The sequence below is a fragment of the Porifericola rhodea genome (assembly GCF_030506305.1).
Taxonomy (GTDB): Bacteria; Bacteroidota; Bacteroidia; order Cytophagales; family Cyclobacteriaceae; genus Catalinimonas; species Catalinimonas rhodea.
The window spans coordinates 2869829-2892201 of sequence record NZ_CP119421.1 but is presented as its reverse complement, the minus strand read 5'-3'; the positions used below and the strand labels follow the sequence as shown (position 1 = coordinate 2892201).

Here is a 22373-nt window from a genome sequence, read left to right as displayed (position 1 = left end):
TTTAGGATTTGCCATTAGTTTAATGCCAAATCTGCAATTATGATGCAAGTTATAACTTCATGCGAAAAAATATGAAGTTTTTTATTGGAGAAAAACACCTAAGTGAATTTTACAATGGCGTAAAGTAATAAATTGAGAAAGGAAATAGAGATTTATACAAAAAAAGAGAAGTAAAGCACTTATTCTTACTCTACTTCTCCTCCTAGCTGTTATCAATCGTATAACTCTTTAAATCGGACAGGATCAAACTCTGCCATAAGTTGGTATGCTGTATCAAAGACATCTTCCTGATTAGGCTTAGTGAAATAATCTCCATCTGAGCCATATGCTGGGCGATTTGGCGCAGCACTTATAGTTCTGGGAGCTGAATCCAGATACTGATAAGCCCCTTGTTCTTCCAAAACCTGTTGCATCATATAGGCTGAAGCACCACCCGGTACATCTTCGTCAGCAAAGATTACCCGATTGGTTTTCTTCACAGATTCTACGATTGTATGATTTACATCAAAAGGAAGCAAGGTTTGCACGTCTATAACCTCACAGCTAATACCAAAACCAGACAACTGTTCGGCAGCTTGCATTACTACCCTACACATAGAACCATAGGTTACGATAGTAATATCTTCTCCTTCCCGAATTACCTCAGGCTGTCCAAGAGGAACCGTAAACTCATCCAGATTGGTAGGAATTTTTTCCTTCAGACGGTACCCATTCAGGCACTCTATGATAATAGCAGGGTCGTCAGACTGAAGCATGGTGTTATAAAAACCCGCTGCCTGAACCATATTGCGAGGTACAAGAAGGTAGATGCCACGCAAACTATGAAGAATGGACCCGATAGGTGAGCCTGAGTGCCAGATTCCTTCCAGACGATGCCCTCTGGTACGAATAATTAAAGGGGCTGCCTGCCCTCCACGGGTACGGTATCTTAGCGAAGCCAGATCATCAGTAAGGGTAGCCAGGGCATAAAAAATGTAGTCCAGGTACTGAATCTCGGTAATAGGTCTGAGTCCCCGGATTGCACTACCAATCCCCTGTCCAATAATGGTAGTTTCGCGGATACCCGTATCAGTTACTCTGAGCTCTCCGTGCTTCTCCTGCAAGCCGGCAAAGCCCTGATTTACGTCACCTATTTTTCCTACATCTTCGCCAATAGCAAATACACGGGGGTCACGCTTAAGAATGTGGTCGAAGCACGCTTGTAATACCTCACGACCATCTACTGGTTTTTGTCCCTCCGTAAACTCGGGTTTCACCTCTTTTACCTGAAGTGCAGCAGAATCGGTTTCGCTATATAAGTGCGCATTAAAGCGATCAAAATTATCTTTTTCGCTTTGTTTGAGCCAGCTGATAAGTTTTTCTCTTTCGGCATTAGACTCACCCGCTGTTACACGCAAAGTCTTTTTCACTGCCTTTACTCCATCCAGACGAATAGGCCCGAGCGTCTTTTTTAACTCCTGATGAATATTTTTGATTCTGTCCTCTTGCGGGCTTTGCCTGGCTACGTTTAAAATTAGCTCAGACACATGTTTAAGCTCAGCATCCAGCTCTTTACGATAGGCTTTCCAGGCATTATCTTTAGCTTTTTTTACAGTTTTAAGAGCCTGCTGCTCTATATTATCTAAGTCTTCCTGGGTAGCAAAGCCATTTTTCAGAATCCACTCTCTCATTTTGACATTACAATCAAACTCACGCTCCCAGGCCAGTCTTTCTTTGGTTTTATATCGCTCATGAGAGCCTGAAGTGGAGTGGCCCTGAGGCTGCGTCAGGTCTTCTACGTGCATAAGTACGGGCACATGTTCTTCCCGGGCCAGGTCCGCGGCCAAACGATAAGCTTCGCATAGTTTTTCGTAATCCCAGCCTTTTACCCGAAAAATCTCTACACCGGGCTCATTCTCAGTTCTCTGGAAGCCAGATAGGGCCTCAGAGATACTAAGTTTGGTTGTGTGGTACTCTTTAGGCACAGAAATACCAAAGTCATCATCCCAAACAGAAAGAATTAAAGGAATCTGAAGAACTCCAGCAGCATTAACAGTCTCCAGAAACATGCCTTCAGAGGTAGCTGCATCGCCTATGGTAGCAAAAGCAACTTCACGCCCCTGATGCGAAAACTTCTCGTATTTTTGATCATGAAGGGCTTTATTCTCTCTATACAACTTAGAAGCATAGGCAAAACCAACAGCTCTTGGTATTTGACCAGCCGTAGGCGAGAGGTCAGAACCGGAGTTATAAGCGTCAGTCTGACTCAAAAACTCACCGCTTTTCATATCTACCATACGGGAGCCAAAGTGCGAGTTCATCATACGGCCTCCCGAAGAAGGATCTGCTTCTACCGTTGCGTGAGCATACAGTTGTGCAAAAAATTGTTGTATGCTTACCTCACCCAATGCAAACATCAAAGTTTGGTCACGATAGTAACCTGAACGGAAATCTCCTTTACGGAATGATTTAGCCATTGCTATCTGCGCTACCTCCTTTCCGTCACCAAACACGCCAAACTTGGCCTTACCCATGAAAACTTCTTTACGGCCTATCAGGCTCGCATGCCGGCTTTCCCAAGCTATACGATAGTCATCCAGAATTTCGTCAACGGATAGCTTATGGGTTAAATTTTCCTGATATATTTTAGTAGAATCCACTATAATGGGTTTTGTTGTTCACTTCGTTCCTACGCATTTGCCACTGCCAAAAATAGTCAAAAAGCGCATTTTATACAAAGCAGCAACTTATGCGATACGGTATAAACTAATAGCATATTTTATGGGTTCGCTCCATATAATAATATTTATAAGGAGTATTTCATTCTTTTTGGTAGTTTTTTTGCTAGCGGATATTCATTTTTAGCTTTTGTGTTTGCTTAAGAATATATAATATTGCACTCTTAAACTTAATGAGTACGTTACGCACTATATTGTCTGACAACGGAAGGCGTTTGTTTATTTTAACGTCTATCATGATGCTCATGGTTACGAGCTATCGTCCTATCATGCTGCATGAAGAGGCTCCCAGCCGTATGGTCAGTCATTACCATGATGCGTCGGCGGAAGATGAGCACTCTTCAGATCATATCTCTATTGTTTCTGCAGTGCATGAGGCTATCGTACCCATCTACAAAGTACAGGTAGCAGTAGTTTATAATGAGATCTTTACTCTGGAGCTTATTGAGGAAATTAAAGAGTGTATCCATGTCTTTTACCCTCTTCCACAGAGTAGTTATTTCAGAATCCTTTTCCGAACGTTTATATCCCCGAACGCACCCTAACCACCTGAAAATCAGAGACTGATTTATCATCCGTTTGTTTGTAAAAGTACTTACAAACGGGCGTGCTATTATATATACATTCAAACAAGCTTTACTATTTAATTTACTTTAACCATGCGTAACAAGACCGGAATAGTTGTATTAACGGTGATCATTTCACTGTTATGCATTTACTATCTGTCGTTTACATTAGTATCTAATAATGTACAGCAAAACGCGACAGAGTATGCAACTACATCAGAAGGCAACATTGATTTTGCTAAAAAACAAGACTACCTGGACTCTGTCTGGAAAGAGCCCGTTTACAATCTCTTAGGAGCTAAATTTACTTATCAGGAAGTAAAAGAAACAGAGTTAAACCTGGGCCTTGACCTTCGTGGAGGTATGCACGTTGTACTGGAAGTATCTCCAGTAGAAATCATTAAAAACCTTTCTGGAAACAGCAAAGATGAAGATTTTCTGAAAGCCCTTGAGTTGGCTGCACAAAACAGAGCCAATAGCCAGCAGGGATTTGTAGCTCTTTTTTATGACGCATTCCAGGAAGTAGCTCCTGATAAGCAGTTGAGCAACATTTTTGTAAATTCTGCAACTCGCAACCGCATCAGCTTTAGCTCTACCGATGAAGAGGTTATTGCTGTTATTAACGAAGAGGTAGACAATGCAATTGACCGCTCATTTAATATCCTCCGTACTCGTATTGACCGTTTTGGTACTTCTCAGCCTAACATACAGCGTCTGCAAAACCAGGGACGTATTCAGATTGAGCTACCAGGGATAGATAACCCTGAAAGAGTTAGAAATCTGTTACAGGGAGTAGCTAAACTGGAATTTGTAGAAGTGTTAGAACCTGGAGAGTATGTAAATTCTCTGGAAGAGATTAACAACTTACTTGTAGCAGAAGGGGAAATTAGTGGCAGCAACGACCTGGAAGCTCTAGGCGAAGGAGATACTGCTCCTGATGAAGAGCTTTCTGCACTTACCGAAGAAGGAGAAACTACTGAAGATACTGTAGCCCTAGAAGATCAACTTACAGAAGAAGGTGGCAATGCAGATTCTCTTCTGAATCAGAACGCACAAATTTCACCATTATTCGGACTACTACAGGCTCCATTAAGTTATGGTTTGCTTTACAGTGTAGATGACACTGCCAAGGTAAATGAGATTATTCAGCGTGACGATGTTGGTAACCTTCTTCCTTCTGACCTTGATTTTGTATGGGAAGTGAAGCCCCGCGCACAAGGTGGTGAAGAGTTGCTTGAGCTTTATGCAATACGCCGTGGCCGTGGAGGTAAAGCACCTCTTACCGGCGAAGTAATTGTAGATGCCCGCCAGGAGTACGATGAGGCTTCTCGCCCCGCAGTAAGTATGCGAATGAATTCAGAGGGTGCCCGTAAGTGGAAGCGCCTGACTGCTAACAACATTGGTCGTAGAGTAGCTATTATTCTTGACAATCGAGTATACTCCGCTCCAGTTGTACAGGGCGAAATTCCTAACGGAAACTCTTCTATCTCTGGTAACTTTACGATCAACGAAGCACAGGATTTAGCAAACATTCTTGAGGCCGGTGCGCTTCCTGCGCCTACTCGTATAGTGGAAGAAGCTATTGTAGGCCCTTCTCTAGGTAAAGAAGCTCAGCAACAGGGTATTACATCAATACTTGCCGGTTTAGGTGTAGTAGTATTGTTTATGCTGGCTTACTATGCCAAAGGCGGTTTGATAGCCAATATTGCCCTGGTATTTAATATCTTCTTTATCCTGGGTATTCTGGCACAGCTCAATGCTGCTCTTACCTTACCAGGTATTGCAGGTATTGTGCTAACAATCGGTATGTCAATAGACGCCAACGTACTAATCTTTGAGCGTATTCGTGAAGAACTGAGAGCAGGATCTAAACTGAGAGCAGCCATCAGAGCTGGTTACAACAAGGCTTATAGCTCTATTATAGATGCTAACGCTACAACTTTTATTACCGCGGTTATTCTATACGTAATGGGGCAAGGTCCGGTAAGAGGCTTTGCAGTTACCTTAATGATCGGTATCGTATGTTCATTCTTCTCTGCGGTGTTTATCACCCGTGTAATTATGGAGTGGATGACCCGCAAAGGCGATGAGAGCAAAGTATCTTTCTCTATACCTTTCTCAGCTAATCTTCTGACAAATCTGAATTTTGATTTCATGTCTAAGAGAAAAATCGCCTATATCTTCTCAGGTGCATTTATTGTATTAGGTATGGCAGTATTGCTTACTCAAGGAAGCTTAAACCTAGGTGTAGATTTTAAAGGTGGACGCTCTTATGTAATTACCTTTGACCAACCCGTAGTTCCGTCTGATCTTCAGACTTCTTTTGACAACGAATTTGAAAATGCCAGTGTTGAGGTTAAAACTTATGGTGCTAACAATGTGCTTAAAGTAACCACTAGCTACCTGGTAGAAGATGAGTCTACAGAGGCAGATACTAAAGTAAGAACTCAGCTGATCAGTGGTATTGAAGAGTTTACCGGAGGTACTTTCCAGGAGAATGCTGCTGAACTGGGTGAGAATGCATTCACAATTTCCAGCTCATCTAAAGTAGGTGCCACCATCGCTGATGATATCAAGCAATCTGCACAAGAGTCTATCGTAGTAGCTCTAATTGCTATCTTCCTCTACATACTAGTCCGTTTCCGCAGATGGCAGTATGGTCTGGGTGCGGTAATTGCCCTGTTCCACGATGTACTTTTCGTACTTTCCGCATATGCTATAGCAGGTATTCTGGGTATTAGCTACGAAGTAGATCAGGTGTTTATCGCTGCTATGCTTACGATTGTTGGTTACTCAATTAACGATACAGTAATTGTGTTTGACCGTATTCGTGAAACACTAGGACTTAAGCCGAAAGCTGAAATGGCAGAAGTAATTAATGAATCAGTAAATAACGTAATGTCAAGAACGCTCATTACTTCACTTACCACTTTGGTAGTAGTATTGATACTGCTCCTGTTTGGAGGTGAAGTGTTAAGAGGATTCTCTTTTGCATTATTTATCGGTATACTGGTAGGTACTTACTCTTCAGTTTTTATTGCGTCTCCTGTAGTGGTTGATCTTTCCAGCCGCAGAAGAAAAGCAGTAGGCGAGAAAAAGCAGAAAGTATAAAATAGAGGCTCCAAAAGCCTTATAAACTAAAAGCAATGTAGTTGATCTACATTGCTTTTTTTGTATCCTTTAAGCAAAAAAAAGAGGCTTCAAGTTAAATTGAGCCTCTTTTACGTATCTGTTTACAGCTTTTATTGCTGCTTAATGTAGCCTTTTCTTTTGAGTATAGTTTCCAAAAATTTTCTTTCGTTTTCGGTATTAAAGATGCGGAAGGGTAAATGAACTAGTTGGGCTTTGGATACTATGAGTAAGAAATAATCTTTTCCAATCTGCGCTTTTTTAATCATCTCCCATTTTAGAGGCATGCCCTGTTTAGCATTTACTTTAATAAGTACCTGCTGACTGTTAATTTCATAACTAAGTCGCTCAAAAAGTATTTTGTTCTGCTCTAGCTGAGTAACGCCAGCAAACTGAATTAACCAGAACAGGAAATACAGAGTGAGAGCAAGTGCGGCTCCTATGATCCACCACCACGACCATATAAAAATTGCACCACAGGCAATAGCTACGGCAATCAGAAATACCCACCACTGCTCTTTCACTATATTCAGCATTGCCAGTTTGATATAAGTCCCTGTTTCCAGCTTATACTTTTTAGTCTTTACAATCATTTTTATAAGAAGGATTTGAATTTTTTAGAATCAAGGTGCAAGTATAAACTTTTCCAGTGAAAAAGTTTTACTACCTCACCTACTCAGGCTACTCCTGCCCAAAATTTATTGATAAGCATCTGTTAAAATGCTTTCAGGCTGATATCTATACTTTTTACCGAATGGGTAAGCGCTCCTACCGAAATCGCGTCAACTCCGCTTTCTGCCACAGCTTTAATTGTCTGCTCGTTAATATTACCAGAAGCTTCTGTTTCGTAGCGTTTGTTTATAAGTGCGACGGCCTCTTGCATGAGTGCCGGGCTCATATTATCCAGCATAATTATGTCTATTCCTCCTATTTTCAGCACTTCTTCTACTTCGTCCAGGCTACGGGTTTCTACCTCTATCTTCAACTTTTTGCCTAACTTTTCCAGATACGAATGTGTGCTTTTAATAGCCTGCGCTATCCCCCCGGCAAAATCTATATGATTATCTTTTAACATGATCATATCATACAGGGCATATCGGTGGTTGCTTCCTCCACCAATAGCTACTGCCCATTTCTCTGGGAGGCGAAAGTTGGGAGTGGTTTTACGAGTATCCAGAAGTTTAGCATCAGTATGCGCAATCAGCTTTTTGAGGCTATGGGTATAACTGGCTATACCGCTCATGCGCTGCATACAATTAAGCAACAGCCTTTCTGCAGAAAGGATAGCACGTGCATTACCACTTACCACAAAAGCTATATCTCCGTATTTTACGGTATCACCATCATTCAGGTAACTTTCTATCTGTAAGTTTGCATCTACAGTATGCAGAATACGATGAGCTAATTCTACCCCTGCTAATATACCTTCACCTTTAATTAGGAGACGGGCTTTGCTTTGGGCGTTTTCTGGAATGGAGGCTAAAGAAGAGTGATCCCCCTCTCCCAAATCTTCCTGCAAAGCAGTATCAATAAAGTTTTGAACATTTCCTTCAGTCAGGTAAGTCAGTTCCACAGCACTATGAAATTCTGGTTAGTAGATAAACAAAAAAGCCAAAATTAGGGCTTGGCTCCTATTAATCGTAAAGATACTTGATTTTCCTGCTTTAGTTTACCTTTTACTACCAGATAACGAAGATTTACTTCATCATCAGCAAGAGCTTCCTGAGTTACTACAAATGTAGCTGATGCCCCCTCTTCTAATAACGGTAGCCTGGTAGCCTCGGTACGTTTTGCAGCAGCAATAATACCTGCTGCTTCTGTTTTAAGTGGAGCATAGTAAAGTGAATCCAGAACAGAAGTAGCATTAACTTTTTTGTTAGTAAGCACTGCCGGATAAATATGTAGCCCGCTGGCTTCTACTACTTCAAAAGCACGCATATCCAGCCGAATCAGGCGGGCATCTGCCAGTAAGGTGATATATCCATCCTGAAAAGCCAAAGCAGCGTTTTTAATTACCTCTCCATTTCCTTTGTAAACACTGGCATTCATGAGCAGTACCGGCTGCTCTTTATCCTGCGCGCAGGCTTGCTGGGAGAACAGCAGTGCCAACAAAATACAGATATGAAGAAAATACATAGATCAGGGATCAAATTTAACATTCATAAAAACTAGCCTGAAGGCAAGTATCAGCCTTAAAAAATTAGCCAACGACATCGGCACCTTCACTACATCAGTCTGTATACTAACCACAAAAACAGGCTATTGGTTAACATCAGTAAGTTCAGTCATAATCAGTAAAACAAGTTTCCTCTACACGCTCCTGTTCGCTATTTGCATACCAAGGTTTTATGTAGTAAACCTGTTTTAGAGGATTCATATGGCATGCAGAAAGCAAGGAGTGTCCTTTTCTGATGCTACCGAAATTGTGATAAAAGTATAGACATTTATACTGTTGTCTTGTTAAAGAACGAAATAATCACGCTAAATTCGTACGTTCTTTACAAACGACGAACCCATTCATTATAATGCAGCTTATGAGGAATTTTCACTCAATACTTACACTTTTTTTCTTATCTATCTTTTGGCCGGCCTGCACCCCACCTGCTGAAACTGTAGTTGAGCAGGAAGTAGCTACACCTGCTCCAGATTACTATCAGGAATTGTATCGCCCTGCCTACCATTTTACTCCTGAGCAAAACTGGATGAACGACCCAAATGGCCTGGTTTATTTTGAAGGAGAGTACCATCTCTTTTATCAATACAACCCCAAAGGAATTCGCTGGGGCAATATGAGCTGGGGGCATGCCGTATCTCAAGATCTGGTACACTGGGAGCATTTACCTATTGCCCTCAATATGGAAGATGATATCATGATTTTTTCGGGCAGTGCAGTAGTAGACCATAACAATAGCAGCGGCCTTTGCCAAAATGATGAAGCCTGTATGATCGCGATTTATACCGCCCATACCGATACTTTGCAAAACCAGGCTATTGCCTATAGCAATGATAGGGGAAGAAGCTGGACAAAATACGAGGGTAATCCTGTACTAGATGAAAATATGAAAGACTTCCGTGATCCTAAAGTATTTTGGCAAGAGGAAGAAGAAAAGTGGGTAATGGCAGTAGCTGTACCTCAGGAGCAAAAAATACGATTCTACAGCTCGCAAAATTTGATAAAATGGGAGATGCTGAGTGAGTTTGGACCTCAGGGATTTGTAGACGGAATTTGGGAATGCCCAGACTTATTTGAGCTTCAGGTAGCGGAGACCGGAGAGAAGAAATGGGTACTTATAGTCTCCTATAATACCAGTAATGAGGGTTCAGCCATGCAGTATTTTGTAGGTGATTTTGATGGCACCACCTTTACCAATGATAATACAGATGACCTGGTACTTACTCTTGACTACGGAAAAGATTTTTACGCTGGCGTTACCTGGAATAATACGCCTGAAGGTGACAAACTACTAATAGGATGGATAAATAACTGGCAGTATGGTCAGGATATACCTACCCAACCCTGGCGCTCTGCCCAGTCGTTGGTACGAAAACTGGAACTTCATGAATTTCCTGAAGGTACCCGTCTTACCCAGCATCCGGTAGAAGCCCTGCAAAACATCCGAGGTAAGCGTGTACACGATGAAAACGTACAACTTCAGGAGGGAGACAATTACCTGTCTTTAGAAAATATACAAGGCAAACAGTTAGAGATTATCGCAGAGTTTGAATATCAATCTATAGAAACTAAAAGCGATGCAGAAGTGCTCGCAGGAGAGTTTGGAGTTAAAGTGTTTAAAGGTGAAGAGCAGGAAACAGCTATTGGTTATGACGTAGCTACTCAGTCATTGTTTGTAGACAGAACACAGTCGGGTGACACTTCTTTCCACGACAGCTTTGCTAACCGTACTGTAGCACTAATGCCATCTGATGATGGTACGGTAAAAATTCATATCTACGTAGACCATTCGGTGGTAGAAGTATTTGGTGAAGATGGCTATGTAGCCATGACCAACAGAATTTTTCCTGATCCGACAAAAGATGGTGTAGAAGTTTATGGCGTAGGTGGTTCTGTAAGCCTCAAGTCTTTAGACATCTGGGAAATTCAATCTGCCTGGCAGCCTAAAACTTCTTCTACAGAACAACCACAATAGATTGAACATACTTGGTAAAAAGCGGATAATAACTCATCCGCTTTTTTTTATGTCTTTCCGTTACTATCCGCCTACTACTTCTCCTCCATTGATATGAATAATTTGTCCGGTAATATAGCTGGCATCTTCTGAAGCCAGAAATACATAAGCCGGGGCCACTTCAGATGGCTGCCCAGGCCTACCCAGAGGCGTATCCGTACCAAACTTACTCACTTCTTTAAATGTGGCTGGTATTAGTGGCGTCCAGATGGGACCAGGCGCTATACCATTCACTAAAATTTTCTTCTCTGCCAGGTTTTTAGAAAGCGAGCGGGTAAAAGATACTATAGCACCTTTGGTAGAGGCATAATCTATCAAGTGAGCGCTACCTCTGTAAGCAGTTACCGAAGTGGTATTGATAATTTTTGCTCCTTCTTTGAGGTGAGGTATTACCGTACGTGTTACCCTGAACATAGAAAGAATATTGGTCTGAAAGGTTTCCTCTAGTTGCTCATTGCTTACTTCGGTCAGGGAGTCTTTAGGAAACTGCACAGCAGCATTGTTCACTAATATATCAATCTTCTGAAACCTGCTCAGCGTCTCTTCTACAATACGTTCGCATATTGCCGCATCCTTAAGATCTCCGCTTAATAACAAACACTGCTTACCTTCCTCCTCTACCATAGCTTTGGTTTTGCGGGCATCTTCATTTTCATCTTTATACACAATAGCTATATCTGCACCCTCTCTCGCAAAATGAACGGCTACTGCTCTACCGATACCACTATCTCCTCCGGTAATAAGTGCAATTTTGCCTTCTAATCTTTGATTTCCTTTGTAGTTCTTTCTGATGACTTCCGGTTCGGGGTGCATCTTGTGCTCTTCTCCGGGTTGTTTTTCCTGTCCCTGTTCGGGTACCTGTTCTGGTCTTGCCATGGTTAAAATGTTTAGTTAAAAAAATGATACTATGTGAGCATTCTTAATAAGCATCTAAATGTTAATGCTTGCTCTAAAAATTAATCTTCAACTCATTGAAAATCTGCGCATTAATACATCAACAAAACTTTCCATATACTCACCTTTGAATTGCCCACAATTCTACAATCCACCAGATTAGAGCAATGTTTAAAAGTATCTCTAAAATTTTGCATAATTTATTTATACCATTTTTCAGGTACTGGTGAATCATCCAAAAAGAGCTGGGGATCTTTTCTTAAAAACTCTGAGCACATATCTGCCAAGGCTTTGGCTTCGCAGAGATAAGAGGTGGCGTCTCCTATTTTTCCTATAGTTACAATGCCCTCATGTAGCCCCGGTGCCAGTAACTTATCATAGTTTCTGGAAACATCACCATATTTTTTGGAATGGCACTTTTGAGCATAATCTAGTTGCTGCCCCTTTTCATTCACTATTTTGTAATGATGGTATTCCTCAGTAAGCCGTTCGGGTACATCGTTCCACTCCTCTACACCATGAATAAACGTATTAGACTTGAGTGTACAGCCCAGAAACAAAATCTGCGCTTTACGATCATACAGTTTACCCCAACAGCCTTCTCGGGAACAGGGTGTGTTTCTCAATTCTTCGCCACTCGTATAAGTATCAGCATCTTTGCCTAAAGCTGCTACCGAATGACTGGGGTGCCACGAGCGTATTACCCCTGCGCGTTTCATGAATAAATTACCTAAAATACCTACACAGGAAGGTTCGGTAAAGGGGTTATATACTCCACCAGGGTTGTTATCTTCATGCCAGGTGTGGGTAGGAAAAATCAGCAGCCCATCTTTCATATATTCAATAAAAGCGTCCAGCACAGTATCAGCTCCATTTTCCACATCCCCTATTGCTTTCATAGATGAATGGATTAGTAAAGAACCCTGCGGACGGATGCCCATACCAGAGAGGTGTGTCTTTAGGTCTGCTTTAGTGTACATGTGGAGTAGCTTATTGTTGCGTAGTTAAGATAATATCATTTTTACACGATACCTTAACTCAGGTAGCACACTTTCTTCAAACCAGGCATTTTTCCTGAGCCAGTAATAGTTCCGGGGAGAAGGATGAGGTAAAGGCAGATACTGAGGAAGGTACTCATCAAAGCTTTTCACTGTCTCAGTTAGGTTTTTTCTGACCTTGTCTTTCAGATAGTATTTTTGGGCATATTGTCCGATCAAAAGTATAAGCTGTAGCTTTGGCATCTTCTCTAACAAAGGAGCATGCCACAACGGAGCACACTCTTTGCGTGGGGGCAGGTCGCCGGATTTTGATTTTCCCGGGTAACAAAAGCCCATGGGAGCAATAGCAAAATTGCGGGCAGCATAAAATTCTTTATCACTCACTTCAAGCCATGCTCTTAGTTTTTTGCCACTCTGATCATTCCAGGGAATTCCACTATGGTGTACTTTGGTGCCAGGAGCCTGACCTACAATCAGTATTTTGCTTTCTGGGTGCCCAACTACTACCGGCCGCGCGCCCAGAGGGAGGTGTGGCTCACAAACTTTACACTGCCTGATATCGCTTAGTAGATCTTTCAAAAAAATTTACTTTAATCTCTAATTTACCAAAGATACGGAAGAGCACAAGCCCTAAAAGTAATTTGAGATAAAGTCTTAAACCAAACCTACAGGCCTTCTACTATGAATAAGCCAGCACTACAGATTACAATCCTTACAGACCTCTTTACTCATTAGCAGTTTACCATTTCTATGCTTTAGCAGTGCTGATATCGTGCATTGCGGCCCATTGCGACATATCCTGCTTTTGTATAGCTGCCGCCATAAGGTCTGGAAAAAGGTCTGGAGAGCAGGAAAAGGCAGGCACACCATTTTCTGCTAAAAACGTCGCATTCCGATGATCATAATAAGGTTTGCCTTCATCGTTAAGTGCAAGAAGTACGATAAGTTGCACTCCTGAGTCTATGATAGACCGTATTTTCTTACGCATCTCCTGCTCATTTCCTCCTTCGTACAAATCAGTAATTAACACCAGTACCGTATCGTCGGGCCGGGTGGTTAGCTGCTGACAATAAGCCAGAGCACGATTAATATCAGTTCCTCCGCCTAACTGTACGCCAAACAGCAAGTCTACAGGGTCTTGTAGGTCTTCGGTAAGATCTACAACTGCCGTATCAAAAACGATCATTTTTGTACTCACCGCAGGCATAGACGCCATTACTGCACCAAAGATGCCGGAGTAAACCACAGAAGAAGCCATAGACCCACTTTGATCTACACAAAGAATAATATCTTTCATAGAAGTACGGCGCTTTCTGCCATACCCTACCCTGGTTTCAGGAATAATAGTTTTATAGTCTTTTTGATAATGCTTAAGGTTTTTAAGGATAGTTGCATTCCAGTCTATTTCAGCATGGCGGGGTCGTCTGTTTCTAACAGCACGATTAAGACTACCACTCACTGCCTGTTGCATTGGTGTTGCCAGCTTATTCATAAGTTGCTCTACCACCTTACGTACCACCTGACGAGCAGTGTCCTTGGTTTTGTCGGGAATCATACGGCTTAGCGTAAGCAGATTGGCAACCAGGTGTACGTCGGGCTCAACAAGTTCCAGCATTTCAGGCTCCATCAGCATTCTATTGAGATTAAGCCTTTTAAACGCATCCTGCTGCATTACCTGCACCACCGATTTAGGAAAATAAGTTCTGATATCTCCCAGCCACCGGCTTACCTTTGGGGAAGACGCTCCCAGGCCTGCGCTACGCTCTTCTTCATAAAGAGCAGAAAGCACCTGGTCAATCTCCGCAAAATCTCCACTTAAGTTCATTCCGGTACCATCCGCCTGATCACCTCCCAGTACCAGGCGCCATCTCTCCAGCTTTTTGTTATCCATAATTTTAATATTCTTTTATATTGAGGCCTAGCAATTGGGCTACCGTCAGCATAGCCTGCTCAGCCCTTTCAGGATCTATTTCATCCGTATGCTGACCATTTTGTATGGAGTGCTCACTATCCTGCTGTTTAGCTTTTTCTCCCAGTTTACGCCTTTCTGAAGTGGTAAAACTGGAAAAGTTTCTTCTTAGCAGAGGCAAGACTTCTATAAAAATATCACCTTCAAGTTCATTAAGCCAGGTATCTACCACCTGCCACAACACCTCATCTAGTAGTAGAATTGTACCACTTCCTTTTAGAAAGCCTTCCAGCCAAGCGGCGGAAAAGCGAGCTTCCTGCGCTGGTGAAAGTGCCAGACTAAATTTGCGACTTAGCTCATCTTCATGGTAATACTGCGTATCGTGTAGTAAACGACAAGCCTTTCCCGCAATCAAAGGGTTTACCTGACTCCCATCTACCAGATAATTTAGTGTCTTTTGCCAGTCTTTTTCCTGCTCTTTAAACTGCAATAGTTGTATGCTCTCGTGTACTGTACCTATATGATGATACAGGTCTTCTGCAGCGTCATCGTCCAGTGAGGAAGAGGCGTTAGGCAACCCAATACATATTCTACTGATCATGCTTTCTACAATTTCAGCTAACAATGAAAGATCAGACTGTCTTACATTACCATAACGACTGAGCTGTGCAAGTGGTCCCACCGATTTCATAAGCTCAGGCACATCCCCTGAAAGGGCAGCCACTTCGCTGATTTGCTTCATGAGCTGCCTGATCGCATCTGGCAAGTCAGCAGGTACTGCTTTTCTTAAAGACTCGGAGAGATCGGATAAGGAGCCTGCCCTGCTCATGTGGTCGCTCAGGTAAGCAGAAGCGGCATGTGCTACCGTGTTTCCCCATACTCCCATTTCTATCAGATGAACCATCATTTCTGGTTGCCATTGTACCCTCCACTGTTCTTTAAAAGTACCTTTAGTAGATACATATTCTTCTCTGCCCCACTGAATGTCCAGTAACTGCAAACGGTGTAGGAGCTTACTCCTTTCCAGATCGTTAGGTTTACGTAGATCCAGCGTATATACTTTATCCTCATCAGTAGCTGGCAGGCGCAACTTCTTTTGCAGCTTTTGCAGATCATGCTGTAAAGGAACAGCAGGAGCATCAGTAGGAACCTGTCCAATACGGTGGCTTACAATCAGCTCTCGCTGTACAATATCTAGCAGTTGTTCATCGCCAAAACAAAAGATAGCGACGATAGCTTCATTTAGTTCTGCAAGTCCGGCCTGAGGCAGGTTTCGCATACTTGCCAGCATATTGCTAAGGCGAACGCCTTCTATTACATGCGAAACAGAAATATCCAGTCCTGCTTTGCGAAACTCACGGGCTACTTTGCTCAGCCAGCTTTCAGTGATGTTACTTGGAGTATGCCACAGATGATTGTACCATCCGGGGGAGTTTATGCCTGCACCATATCCACTTTCAAAAGTGAGGCGGCTGTAGGTCCAGGGAATCCAGGTTGAATTCACTTTTACTTTTACCAGCCCTTTAAGTAGTTGCTGATCAAGCTTTTGAGCAGGCATTTCTGTTAGGGCAGGTACGTGCCAGGCTCCACATACTACGGCAATTTTTTCATAGCCTTCTTTTTTAGCTTTGCGGATACACATACGCATGTAAGCTTCGCGCAGCTCATCGGTTTTAGAGGTGTGAGGAAAAGCCTCTCGTAAGGCTGTAACAGCTTCCTGAATCGCTCTGAAGTTTTCAGCATCATTACTGTATCTTTCAAAAGTACTCTCCCACCAGATTTCTGCATCGCTAAAGCCTGCCAGCTGGGCCAGATAAGCTATAGGATTGGCAGCTACCCCTTCCGTCTGAGTCTCATAACCAGAACTTTCGTCTTTAGGCTCCAGGGCCAGTTTATTGACCATAGGCAGATCAATAAAGCGAAAGGCTACCCCATGCTGCTGGGAATAGAGTATAGCCTGCCATTCGGGAGAAAAGTCAGCAAAAGGATGAAATACTGCCTGCTGCGGATTATCCTGTACATAGGTTAATAAAGCTACAGGCGGCTGCATTTCGCTAACAGTAGCCAGTTCTAGAAGTGTTTCCGCTTCCGGTGGCCCCTCAACAAGTACCATGTCAGGCTGCTGTTCTGATAAAAAAGCTTGTACACTCCGCGCAGAACCAGGACCATGATGCCTTATCCCCAGATAAAATACTTCCATTTAAATACGATCTCTACATGCACGATAAATATCTTTCCAGCCATCTCTACTCTTTATAACTGTTTCAAGGTACTCCTTCCAAACTACAGTATCCTGAACCGGGTCTTTAATAATTGCTCCAACCAGGCCAGAGGCTACATCTTCGGCATTCAGGCTTCCATCACCAAAATAACCCGAAAGTGCCATCCCACTATTCACTACCGAAATAGCTTCGGCAGTGCTTAAAGTACCGCTAGGTGATTTAAGCTTGGTTTTACCATCTATAGTAACCCCCGCGCGTAGTTCTCTAAAAATAGTGACTATACGCCTGATCTCTTCCAGTGCAGGAAGTTGCGCAGGTAGCTCCAATACTTTCCCCAGGCTTTCTACTCGCTGTTTCACAATAGCTACTTCCTCACTCATACTATCGGGCAAAGGAAGCACTACGGTATTGAAACGCCGTTTTAAGGCGCTGGAAAGTTCATTCACCCCCTTGTCACGGTTATTGGCAGTAGCAATCAGGTTGAAACCTCTAGTAGCCTGAATTTCTGTACCCAGTTCTGGTACAGGAAGTGTTTTTTCTGAAAGTATGGTAATCAGCGTATCTTGTACATCCGCAGATATACGGGTAAGCTCCTCTACTCTGGCTATTTTACCACTTTCCATAGCTTTCATTAGCGGAGTGGGAACGATAGCACCAAGCGAAGGCCCCTCTGCTAATAACTTCGCGTAATTCCAGCCGTACCGTATCGCTTCCTCTCCAGTGCCAGCCGTACCTTGAATCATAAGGGTAGAATTTCCACTAACGGCAGCCGCAAGATGTTCTGCTACCCATGATTTTGCAGTACCAGGCAGGCCATAAAGTAAAAGCGCACGGTCGGTAGTAAGCGTAGCTACCGCGATCTCCATCAATCGGCGATCTCCAATATATTTGGCACTCACCTCAAATCCATTGTTGAGCTTGCCTCCCATCAGATAGGTCACTACCGCCCAGGGAGACATATGCCAGTTTGGAGGTATGCTATGGTCATCCTGCTTTTTTATTTCTTCTAACTCTTCTGCGTACTGCTGTTCCGCATGTTCTCTGAGTAACTTTGACATTTTTATTTTTCCTTAATCGTTATTTCTTATGATAGCTAAAAAACTTCCTCTATTCCTGTATTCATTTCCAGTTTAGTAAACAGTTGGTCCATAGCTTCTCGCCAGGTGGCTTTGTTCTCATTTTCAGGGGGCAGGTAGCTTTCTTTTTCGGCCAAAATTGAGGGGTTTATATATTTATAAAGCTCGCTTACTCTTTCTCTTTCGTAGGGATGTAGCCCTCTTTCAGCAACTTGCTTATAAAGTAGGCTCAGCGCTTTTTTGCTAAAAGTTGCCGTCCACTTAAAATTGCAGAGTTCCAAAGAGTCCAACAATGACATATGAAAGGCTTCCGATTGAAAATACCGGAGTTTATCTTCAGGACTTAAGATGCCAAACAGTTTAATTCTAAAATCTGGGTCAGCATTGGTTGGCTTTAGCTTTCCGCTTTTTAAAGTATCAGATAAAGCTCCTGCCCATTCCTCATCCTCGTGAAAAATGGTAGCCTCTAACAGGGCTGTGAGCATAGGCTTGAGTTCTTTTTCTTTGAGAAATACCTGAACAACTTCACCGGCGTCCATACCAAAGTAGGAGGTCCATAGTGAGGGGTGTATGAGTTCTATCAATTGATATAAGTAATAAGCTTCATCTGAAAACTTTTTATCCAGACTTTCTTTACTTATCCCATAAACATCTAGCTGAGTGCCCATCGCCACCTTTTGAAAGCTGATTGCAGTCTTCTTCAGCCCTATAAATGACTTTTCATTTTTCTTAAGAAGCATAGGCGCTGCGGCTTCAAAAAGCTGAGTAGTTAAGGCAGAATCCTTCAGACGTATGAGTAAATTAAAAGCAGTAGCTCTTACCTTTTTGCTCTTATCAGCCAATGCACTTTCCAAAAAGAGAGCATCCTGTATGCTTAATCCTTGTTTCAGGATTTCCAGAAAGGCCACTCGTGCATCTGCTGCCTCACTTTTCCATGACGAGGTGAGTACTTCTAAAGCGTGCTGAGGATGTTTTTTTCTCAGACTAGCCAAAAAACTTTTCCTCTCTTCAGCTTTTCCTAACTCCCAAATATCAGTTTCCGAACTGAGTAGGTACTGCCAATCCTTATTAAAGGCGGCCAGCCACTTTCCCCTTTCTCCCACAACGGGCTTAATCAATGGCCTAAAAGCAAGTAAATTTCTGCCTAACGCTAGCAATTGTGGTAGATGCTCGGGCTGCACCAGCAACTGCGCCTCCTCACATTTGATGAGCCACTTTCTTAAAAGTTCGTAGTACTGTTTGTTAAGAATCTCTTTTAGGAGCCGAGAGGCGCTCTGAGAGCAGTAAGCGAAGGTTTCAGCAGGAGCCTGTGTAGTAGGAAACCATTTTTTTGAAAATACCTTTCCCCCCTCTTTCTGAATAAATAGCAGAGAGGCTGCTTTAAGTACTTTATCTTCAATCTCCGTGTCTGCTTCAGCCAATGGTTTCAGAGAGGCAGAAAGCTCAAGTGAGGATACAGAAGAACGAGCTGTACCCAGTAAGGCTGTTTTAAGTAAAGTTTCTAATGCTTTCATCCGTTGTTCAATACGATATAATCTTCTTCATACCACACTCCCAGTGGATTTAGCTTCCCATGTTGGTAAATGCCAGAAATAGAAACAGGCTGACCTCCACTAATTGCCAACAACAAGTAAGACTTATCCGAGCTAGTGGAAATAGGGATGTATTTATCTTCCTGATCTACAAGGTAAAAGGAAGTATTATGCATTTGTGGTGATACTCCTTCTAATAAAAATGGTAATTGTCTAGTCCAGGGAAATGCAGTATAAGCCTCTGTAATAGCCTGCTCAAGCTGAGATAAACTTGTACTACCTATGGGTCGGTCTAGCTGTAAATAATGAGGCTGATCTTTGAGCAAGGCTCTCAAGCTTTGTCTGCCGGGATAGTACACCAGACTAGCTTTATAAGAACCGCCTGGCATCCAGGTAAATTCTGGTAGCTGGCCTGCTGTGTAAAAATCAATAAGCAGCGCAAATTTTCGATATTGTTGTCCATAAAGCCAGGTACGTTTGATGTTTAGCCTTTCGTCTTTTTCGGTTTCCTGCCCCAGTACAAACCAATTATCAGTAACACCAGCTTCTTGTTTAAGCTCTTCTTTTTTACTGCTCCATCCAATCAAAGATTTTACATCGCTTTGCAGATCTTCTGGAAACTGATCCAGCCTATCGTATGCCTGCGTCAGAAGGTAAATATCAGAAAGTTGTTTAAGTAAGTCGGCATACCAATCCTGACTGTAATAGTTAAGTTGCGCTAGCGTTTTTATCATGTTAGCAATACCCGGTGCCTGAGCATCTACCATGCGCGCTGCTGGTGCTTGCCAAAAGCTATGTGGTTTTTCTGGTAACTGTGCCAGTCCCTGCCTGATCAGATCTTTTAGCCACAATGCTGTTTCTTCTAGTCCGGCTTTTACTTTTTGTTCTCTGGCAGCTGCACGTTTAGCCTGACTCTCTTTATCTATAGTTTTAGGCTGGGGCTTTTTTTCTGCTTTTTGTTCACGCTTGTTAAGCCACTGGGTGAGCCATTCGGGGGCTTCATTTTGCTTAAAGTTGTAGGAAGCAGTAGCAAACAAGAGAGCGAGGCCCAGGGCATGCTTACAGGGAAATTTTCTACTTGGGCAAGAGCATTTAAAGGCTAGCCTGGTAGTGTCAATAGCCGTTTGATAAGGCTTAGATCCGCTACCTTTTATTTCGCCCCAGAGTGCATTATCGTTACGATGCAAGCTAAGCCACTTTTGAGTCTTTGCCTGTGCTTTTCCGGCTTTTACCGAAGCAGCATCGGGGGCCATAGCTAGCACCTGTTCTTCTGTCCAATTCATGCGCCTAAAATATGAAACCCACTTAAGGACAATAGGTCAATACGCGTATTTTTCTTATGCTGTAAGGCTAGAACCGCTTAGGCAAAAAAAAGCCTGTTACAACAAGCAGTAGTAACAGGCCACAATCTTATAGCTAGCTAGTGTCTAGTTTAGCTCTTGTCTTTGGCTATCTCTACACCTAAATCTGAACCTTTATGACGAGCATGCTGCAAAGCTTCCAGCACATCTTTCTCATAGCTGCGCTCTATCTCAAAGAAAGAGAAGTTATTTAGAATCTCTATCTGTCCAATTTTTACATCATCGTTAGGCATATGTTTATTTACCATACCGATAATCATTTTGGGAGATACTCTATCTTTTTTGCCCAGGTTCATAAAGAAACGCGAGAATGAAGAACCATTGCTGTCAGAGCCTTTTTTAGGTTTGCGGTCACGCTTCTCCTTGCGGTCTCTCTTACCTTTAGACTCAGCCCTGGCATTCAGGTCAGGAGCATTTTTGTACCGCTCAAGCATCTGGTTAAACTCTAAGGATACAAAATGGCGTATCAGGTCTTCATGGCTTAGCCAGGATAGTTTGCTGGCAATCGCAGGAATAAACTGCTCTATTTCCGGATTTACATCTGCCTTCTCTACCTTGTCTATTAAAGAAAAGAGTTGCTTTTCGCAAATATCGCGTCCGCTGGGAACAGCTTTTTGCTCAAACTTTTTCTTTATCGTTTTTTCAATTTGCTTAAGTTTGCTCTTATCTCTACCGTGCAATAGAGTTAGAGAAACGCCACTTCTACCTGCGCGGCCGGTACGCCCACTACGGTGTACATACACTTCAGGGTCGTCGGGTAAGTTATAGTTGATAACGTGCGTAAGATCGTTAACATCCAAGCCTCTGGCTGCCACATCAGTAGCAATCAGCATTTGAATGTTTTTCATGCGGAAGCGGTTCATCACCACATCACGCTGCGCCTGAGACAGATCTCCATGTAAAGCATCGGCATCATAGCCATCTTTCATCAGCAAATCGGCTATCTCACGAGTATCATTACGAGTTCGGCAAAACACGATACCATACATATTAGGATTTATATCCACGATACGCTTTAGTACCTCATAACGGTCTTTAGAGTGTACCGGTATAAACTGATGCTGTACATTATCAGCGCCAGCGTTTCTTCTTCCAACGCTTATCTGCTCAGGTGAATGCATGTACTTTTCAGCTATCCTCATCATCTCCTGAGGCATAGTGGCTGAAAACAACAAAGTTTGCTTTTCCTGAGGAGTCTTGGCTAGAATAGCATCCAACTCATCTTTAAAGCCCATAGAGAGCATTTCGTCAGCCTCGTCAAGTACGAGTTTGGCAATATTTTCTACCTTCAGACGCTTACGCTTGATCAGGTCAAGCACACGACCGGGGGTACCTACCACCACATGTGCTCCTGATTTAAGTTGGCGCATCTGTTTTTCTATATCTACTCCGCCATATACTGGTACTACATTCAGGTGCTTCAGGTGCTTAGAGAAAGTAGCCAGATCGTTAGAAATCTGTAAGCATAGCTCGCGAGTAGGCGATAAAATTAATGCCTGTGTTTCATTCAACTGATCGTCTACCTGCTCCAATATTGGTAAGCCAAAAGCGGCTGTTTTACCGGTACCGGTCTGGGCAAAAGCGATCAAGTCATTTTCGGAATTCAGGATAAAGGGAATACTTTGTTCCTGGATTGGGGTGGGCTGTTCAAATTTTAACTCGTTGAGAGACTGTAAAATTTCTTCGCGCAAACCCAGCGCTTCAAATCTTGTCATTAAGAGAAATTATGTATGTGAACGGGCACAAAAGTAGGCAAAAGAATTCAGCTTTTACGCACCGCTG

The 22373-nt window shown here is 42.7% G+C and carries 16 protein-coding genes; 3 read left to right on the top strand and 13 right to left on the bottom strand.

The features are described 5' to 3' along the window. Positions 1 to 212: 212 nt before the first annotated feature. Positions 213 to 2639 carry an alpha-ketoacid dehydrogenase subunit alpha/beta gene (locus PZB74_RS11815; RefSeq protein WP_302236208.1) on the bottom strand — a complete coding sequence of 809 codons (2427 nt, stop codon included), beginning with the start codon at positions 2637 to 2639 and terminating at the stop codon, positions 213 to 215. 251 nt (positions 2640 to 2890) lie between these two features. Here PZB74_RS11815 and PZB74_RS11810 point away from each other — a divergent pair, with 251 nt between their 5' ends. Beyond that, positions 2891 to 3262, top strand: a complete 372-nt coding sequence (locus PZB74_RS11810; protein ID WP_302236205.1) for a hypothetical protein — start codon at positions 2891 to 2893, stop codon at positions 3260 to 3262. A gap of 114 nt (positions 3263 to 3376) precedes the next feature. Further along, positions 3377 to 6394, top strand: coding sequence for a protein translocase subunit SecDF (secDF, locus tag PZB74_RS11805; protein WP_302236203.1), 3018 nt, complete (start codon positions 3377 to 3379; stop codon positions 6392 to 6394). A 131-nt stretch (positions 6395 to 6525) separates the two neighbouring features. Here the strand turns inward: secDF and PZB74_RS11800 are convergent, their stop codons facing one another. The 3 genes from PZB74_RS11800 to PZB74_RS11790 all read right to left on the bottom strand — a co-directional run bounded on the left by PZB74_RS11800 (position 6526) and on the right by PZB74_RS11790 (position 8548). Beyond that, complete coding sequence (locus PZB74_RS11800) at positions 6526 to 7005, bottom strand: YcxB family protein (RefSeq protein ID WP_302236200.1); 480 nt, start codon at positions 7003 to 7005, stop codon at positions 6526 to 6528. A 122-nt stretch (positions 7006 to 7127) separates the two neighbouring features. Continuing rightward, entirely contained in the window at positions 7128 to 7985 is an 858-nt protein-coding gene (gene nadC / locus PZB74_RS11795; RefSeq protein WP_302236198.1) for a carboxylating nicotinate-nucleotide diphosphorylase, read from the bottom strand. Between the two features lie 44 nt (positions 7986 to 8029). After that, positions 8030 to 8548 carry a hypothetical protein gene (locus tag PZB74_RS11790; protein WP_302236195.1) on the bottom strand — a complete coding sequence of 173 codons (519 nt, stop codon included), beginning with the start codon at positions 8546 to 8548 and terminating at the stop codon, positions 8030 to 8032. Positions 8549 to 8946: 398 nt separating this feature from the next. Between PZB74_RS11790 and PZB74_RS11785 the strand changes: the two genes are divergently transcribed. Next, a complete protein-coding gene (locus PZB74_RS11785) occupies positions 8947 to 10560 on the top strand; it encodes a glycoside hydrolase family 32 protein (RefSeq protein ID WP_302236193.1) in 1614 nt (537 codons plus the stop codon). Positions 10561 to 10623: 63 nt separating this feature from the next. Here the strand turns inward: PZB74_RS11785 and PZB74_RS11780 are convergent, their stop codons facing one another. The 9 genes from PZB74_RS11780 to PZB74_RS11740 all read right to left on the bottom strand — a co-directional run bounded on the left by PZB74_RS11780 (position 10624) and on the right by PZB74_RS11740 (position 22306). Beyond that, entirely contained in the window at positions 10624 to 11475 is an 852-nt protein-coding gene (locus PZB74_RS11780) for an SDR family oxidoreductase (protein ID WP_302236191.1), read from the bottom strand. Positions 11476 to 11693: 218 nt separating this feature from the next. Next, entirely contained in the window at positions 11694 to 12473 is a 780-nt protein-coding gene (locus PZB74_RS11775; RefSeq protein ID WP_302236189.1) for an AAC(3) family N-acetyltransferase, read from the bottom strand. A gap of 24 nt (positions 12474 to 12497) precedes the next feature. Beyond that, positions 12498 to 13070: a uracil-DNA glycosylase family protein gene (locus PZB74_RS11770; protein ID WP_302236186.1), complete on the bottom strand. Its 573-nt coding sequence runs from the start codon at positions 13068 to 13070 to the stop codon at positions 12498 to 12500. Positions 13071 to 13239: 169 nt separating this feature from the next. Further along, on the bottom strand, positions 13240 to 14382 hold the full coding sequence (locus tag PZB74_RS11765) for a vWA domain-containing protein (RefSeq protein ID WP_302236183.1): 1143 nt from the start codon (positions 14380 to 14382) through the stop codon (positions 13240 to 13242). A gap of 4 nt (positions 14383 to 14386) precedes the next feature. Next, positions 14387 to 16600: a DUF5682 family protein gene (locus PZB74_RS11760; protein WP_302236181.1), complete on the bottom strand. Its 2214-nt coding sequence runs from the start codon at positions 16598 to 16600 to the stop codon at positions 14387 to 14389. After that, positions 16601 to 17680, bottom strand: a complete 1080-nt coding sequence (locus PZB74_RS11755; protein ID WP_302236179.1) for an ATP-binding protein — start codon at positions 17678 to 17680, stop codon at positions 16601 to 16603. A 35-nt stretch (positions 17681 to 17715) separates the two neighbouring features. Next, positions 17716 to 19212: a DUF5691 domain-containing protein gene (locus PZB74_RS11750; RefSeq protein WP_302236177.1), complete on the bottom strand. Its 1497-nt coding sequence runs from the start codon at positions 19210 to 19212 to the stop codon at positions 17716 to 17718. Continuing rightward, positions 19209 to 20513, bottom strand: a complete 1305-nt coding sequence (locus PZB74_RS11745; protein WP_302236175.1) for an SWIM zinc finger family protein — start codon at positions 20511 to 20513, stop codon at positions 19209 to 19211. Before PZB74_RS11745 ends, PZB74_RS11750 begins: the two co-directional genes overlap by 4 nt. A gap of 149 nt (positions 20514 to 20662) precedes the next feature. Continuing rightward, a complete protein-coding gene (locus tag PZB74_RS11740) occupies positions 20663 to 22306 on the bottom strand; it encodes a DEAD/DEAH box helicase (RefSeq protein WP_302236173.1) in 1644 nt (547 codons plus the stop codon). Positions 22307 to 22373: the final 67 nt, after the last annotated feature.

Excerpts from the sequence above, each read along its gene's own strand:
- PZB74_RS11750 (WP_302236177.1), bottom strand. The coding sequence starts at position 19,212 with ATGAAAGCATTAGAAACTTTACTTAAAACAGCCTTACTGGGTACAGCT.
- PZB74_RS11790 (WP_302236195.1), bottom strand. The coding sequence starts at position 8,548 with ATGTATTTTCTTCATATCTGTATTTTGTTGGCACTGCTGTTCTCCCAG.
- PZB74_RS11760 (WP_302236181.1), bottom strand. The coding sequence starts at position 16,600 with ATGGAAGTATTTTATCTGGGGATAAGGCATCATGGTCCTGGTTCTGCG.
- PZB74_RS11740 (WP_302236173.1), bottom strand. The coding sequence starts at position 22,306 with ATGACAAGATTTGAAGCGCTGGGTTTGCGCGAAGAAATTTTACAGTCT.
- PZB74_RS11745 (WP_302236175.1), bottom strand. The coding sequence starts at position 20,513 with ATGAATTGGACAGAAGAACAGGTGCTAGCTATGGCCCCCGATGCTGCT.
- PZB74_RS11765 (WP_302236183.1), bottom strand. The coding sequence starts at position 14,382 with ATGGATAACAAAAAGCTGGAGAGATGGCGCCTGGTACTGGGAGGTGAT.
- PZB74_RS11755 (WP_302236179.1), bottom strand. The coding sequence starts at position 17,680 with ATGTCAAAGTTACTCAGAGAACATGCGGAACAGCAGTACGCAGAAGAG.
- secDF (WP_302236203.1), top strand. The coding sequence starts at position 3,377 with ATGCGTAACAAGACCGGAATAGTTGTATTAACGGTGATCATTTCACTG.
- PZB74_RS11780 (WP_302236191.1), bottom strand. The coding sequence starts at position 11,475 with ATGGCAAGACCAGAACAGGTACCCGAACAGGGACAGGAAAAACAACCC.
- PZB74_RS11775 (WP_302236189.1), bottom strand. The coding sequence starts at position 12,473 with ATGTACACTAAAGCAGACCTAAAGACACACCTCTCTGGTATGGGCATC.
- PZB74_RS11785 (WP_302236193.1), top strand. The coding sequence starts at position 8,947 with ATGAGGAATTTTCACTCAATACTTACACTTTTTTTCTTATCTATCTTT.
- PZB74_RS11810 (WP_302236205.1), top strand. The coding sequence starts at position 2,891 with ATGAGTACGTTACGCACTATATTGTCTGACAACGGAAGGCGTTTGTTT.
- PZB74_RS11800 (WP_302236200.1), bottom strand. The coding sequence starts at position 7,005 with ATGATTGTAAAGACTAAAAAGTATAAGCTGGAAACAGGGACTTATATC.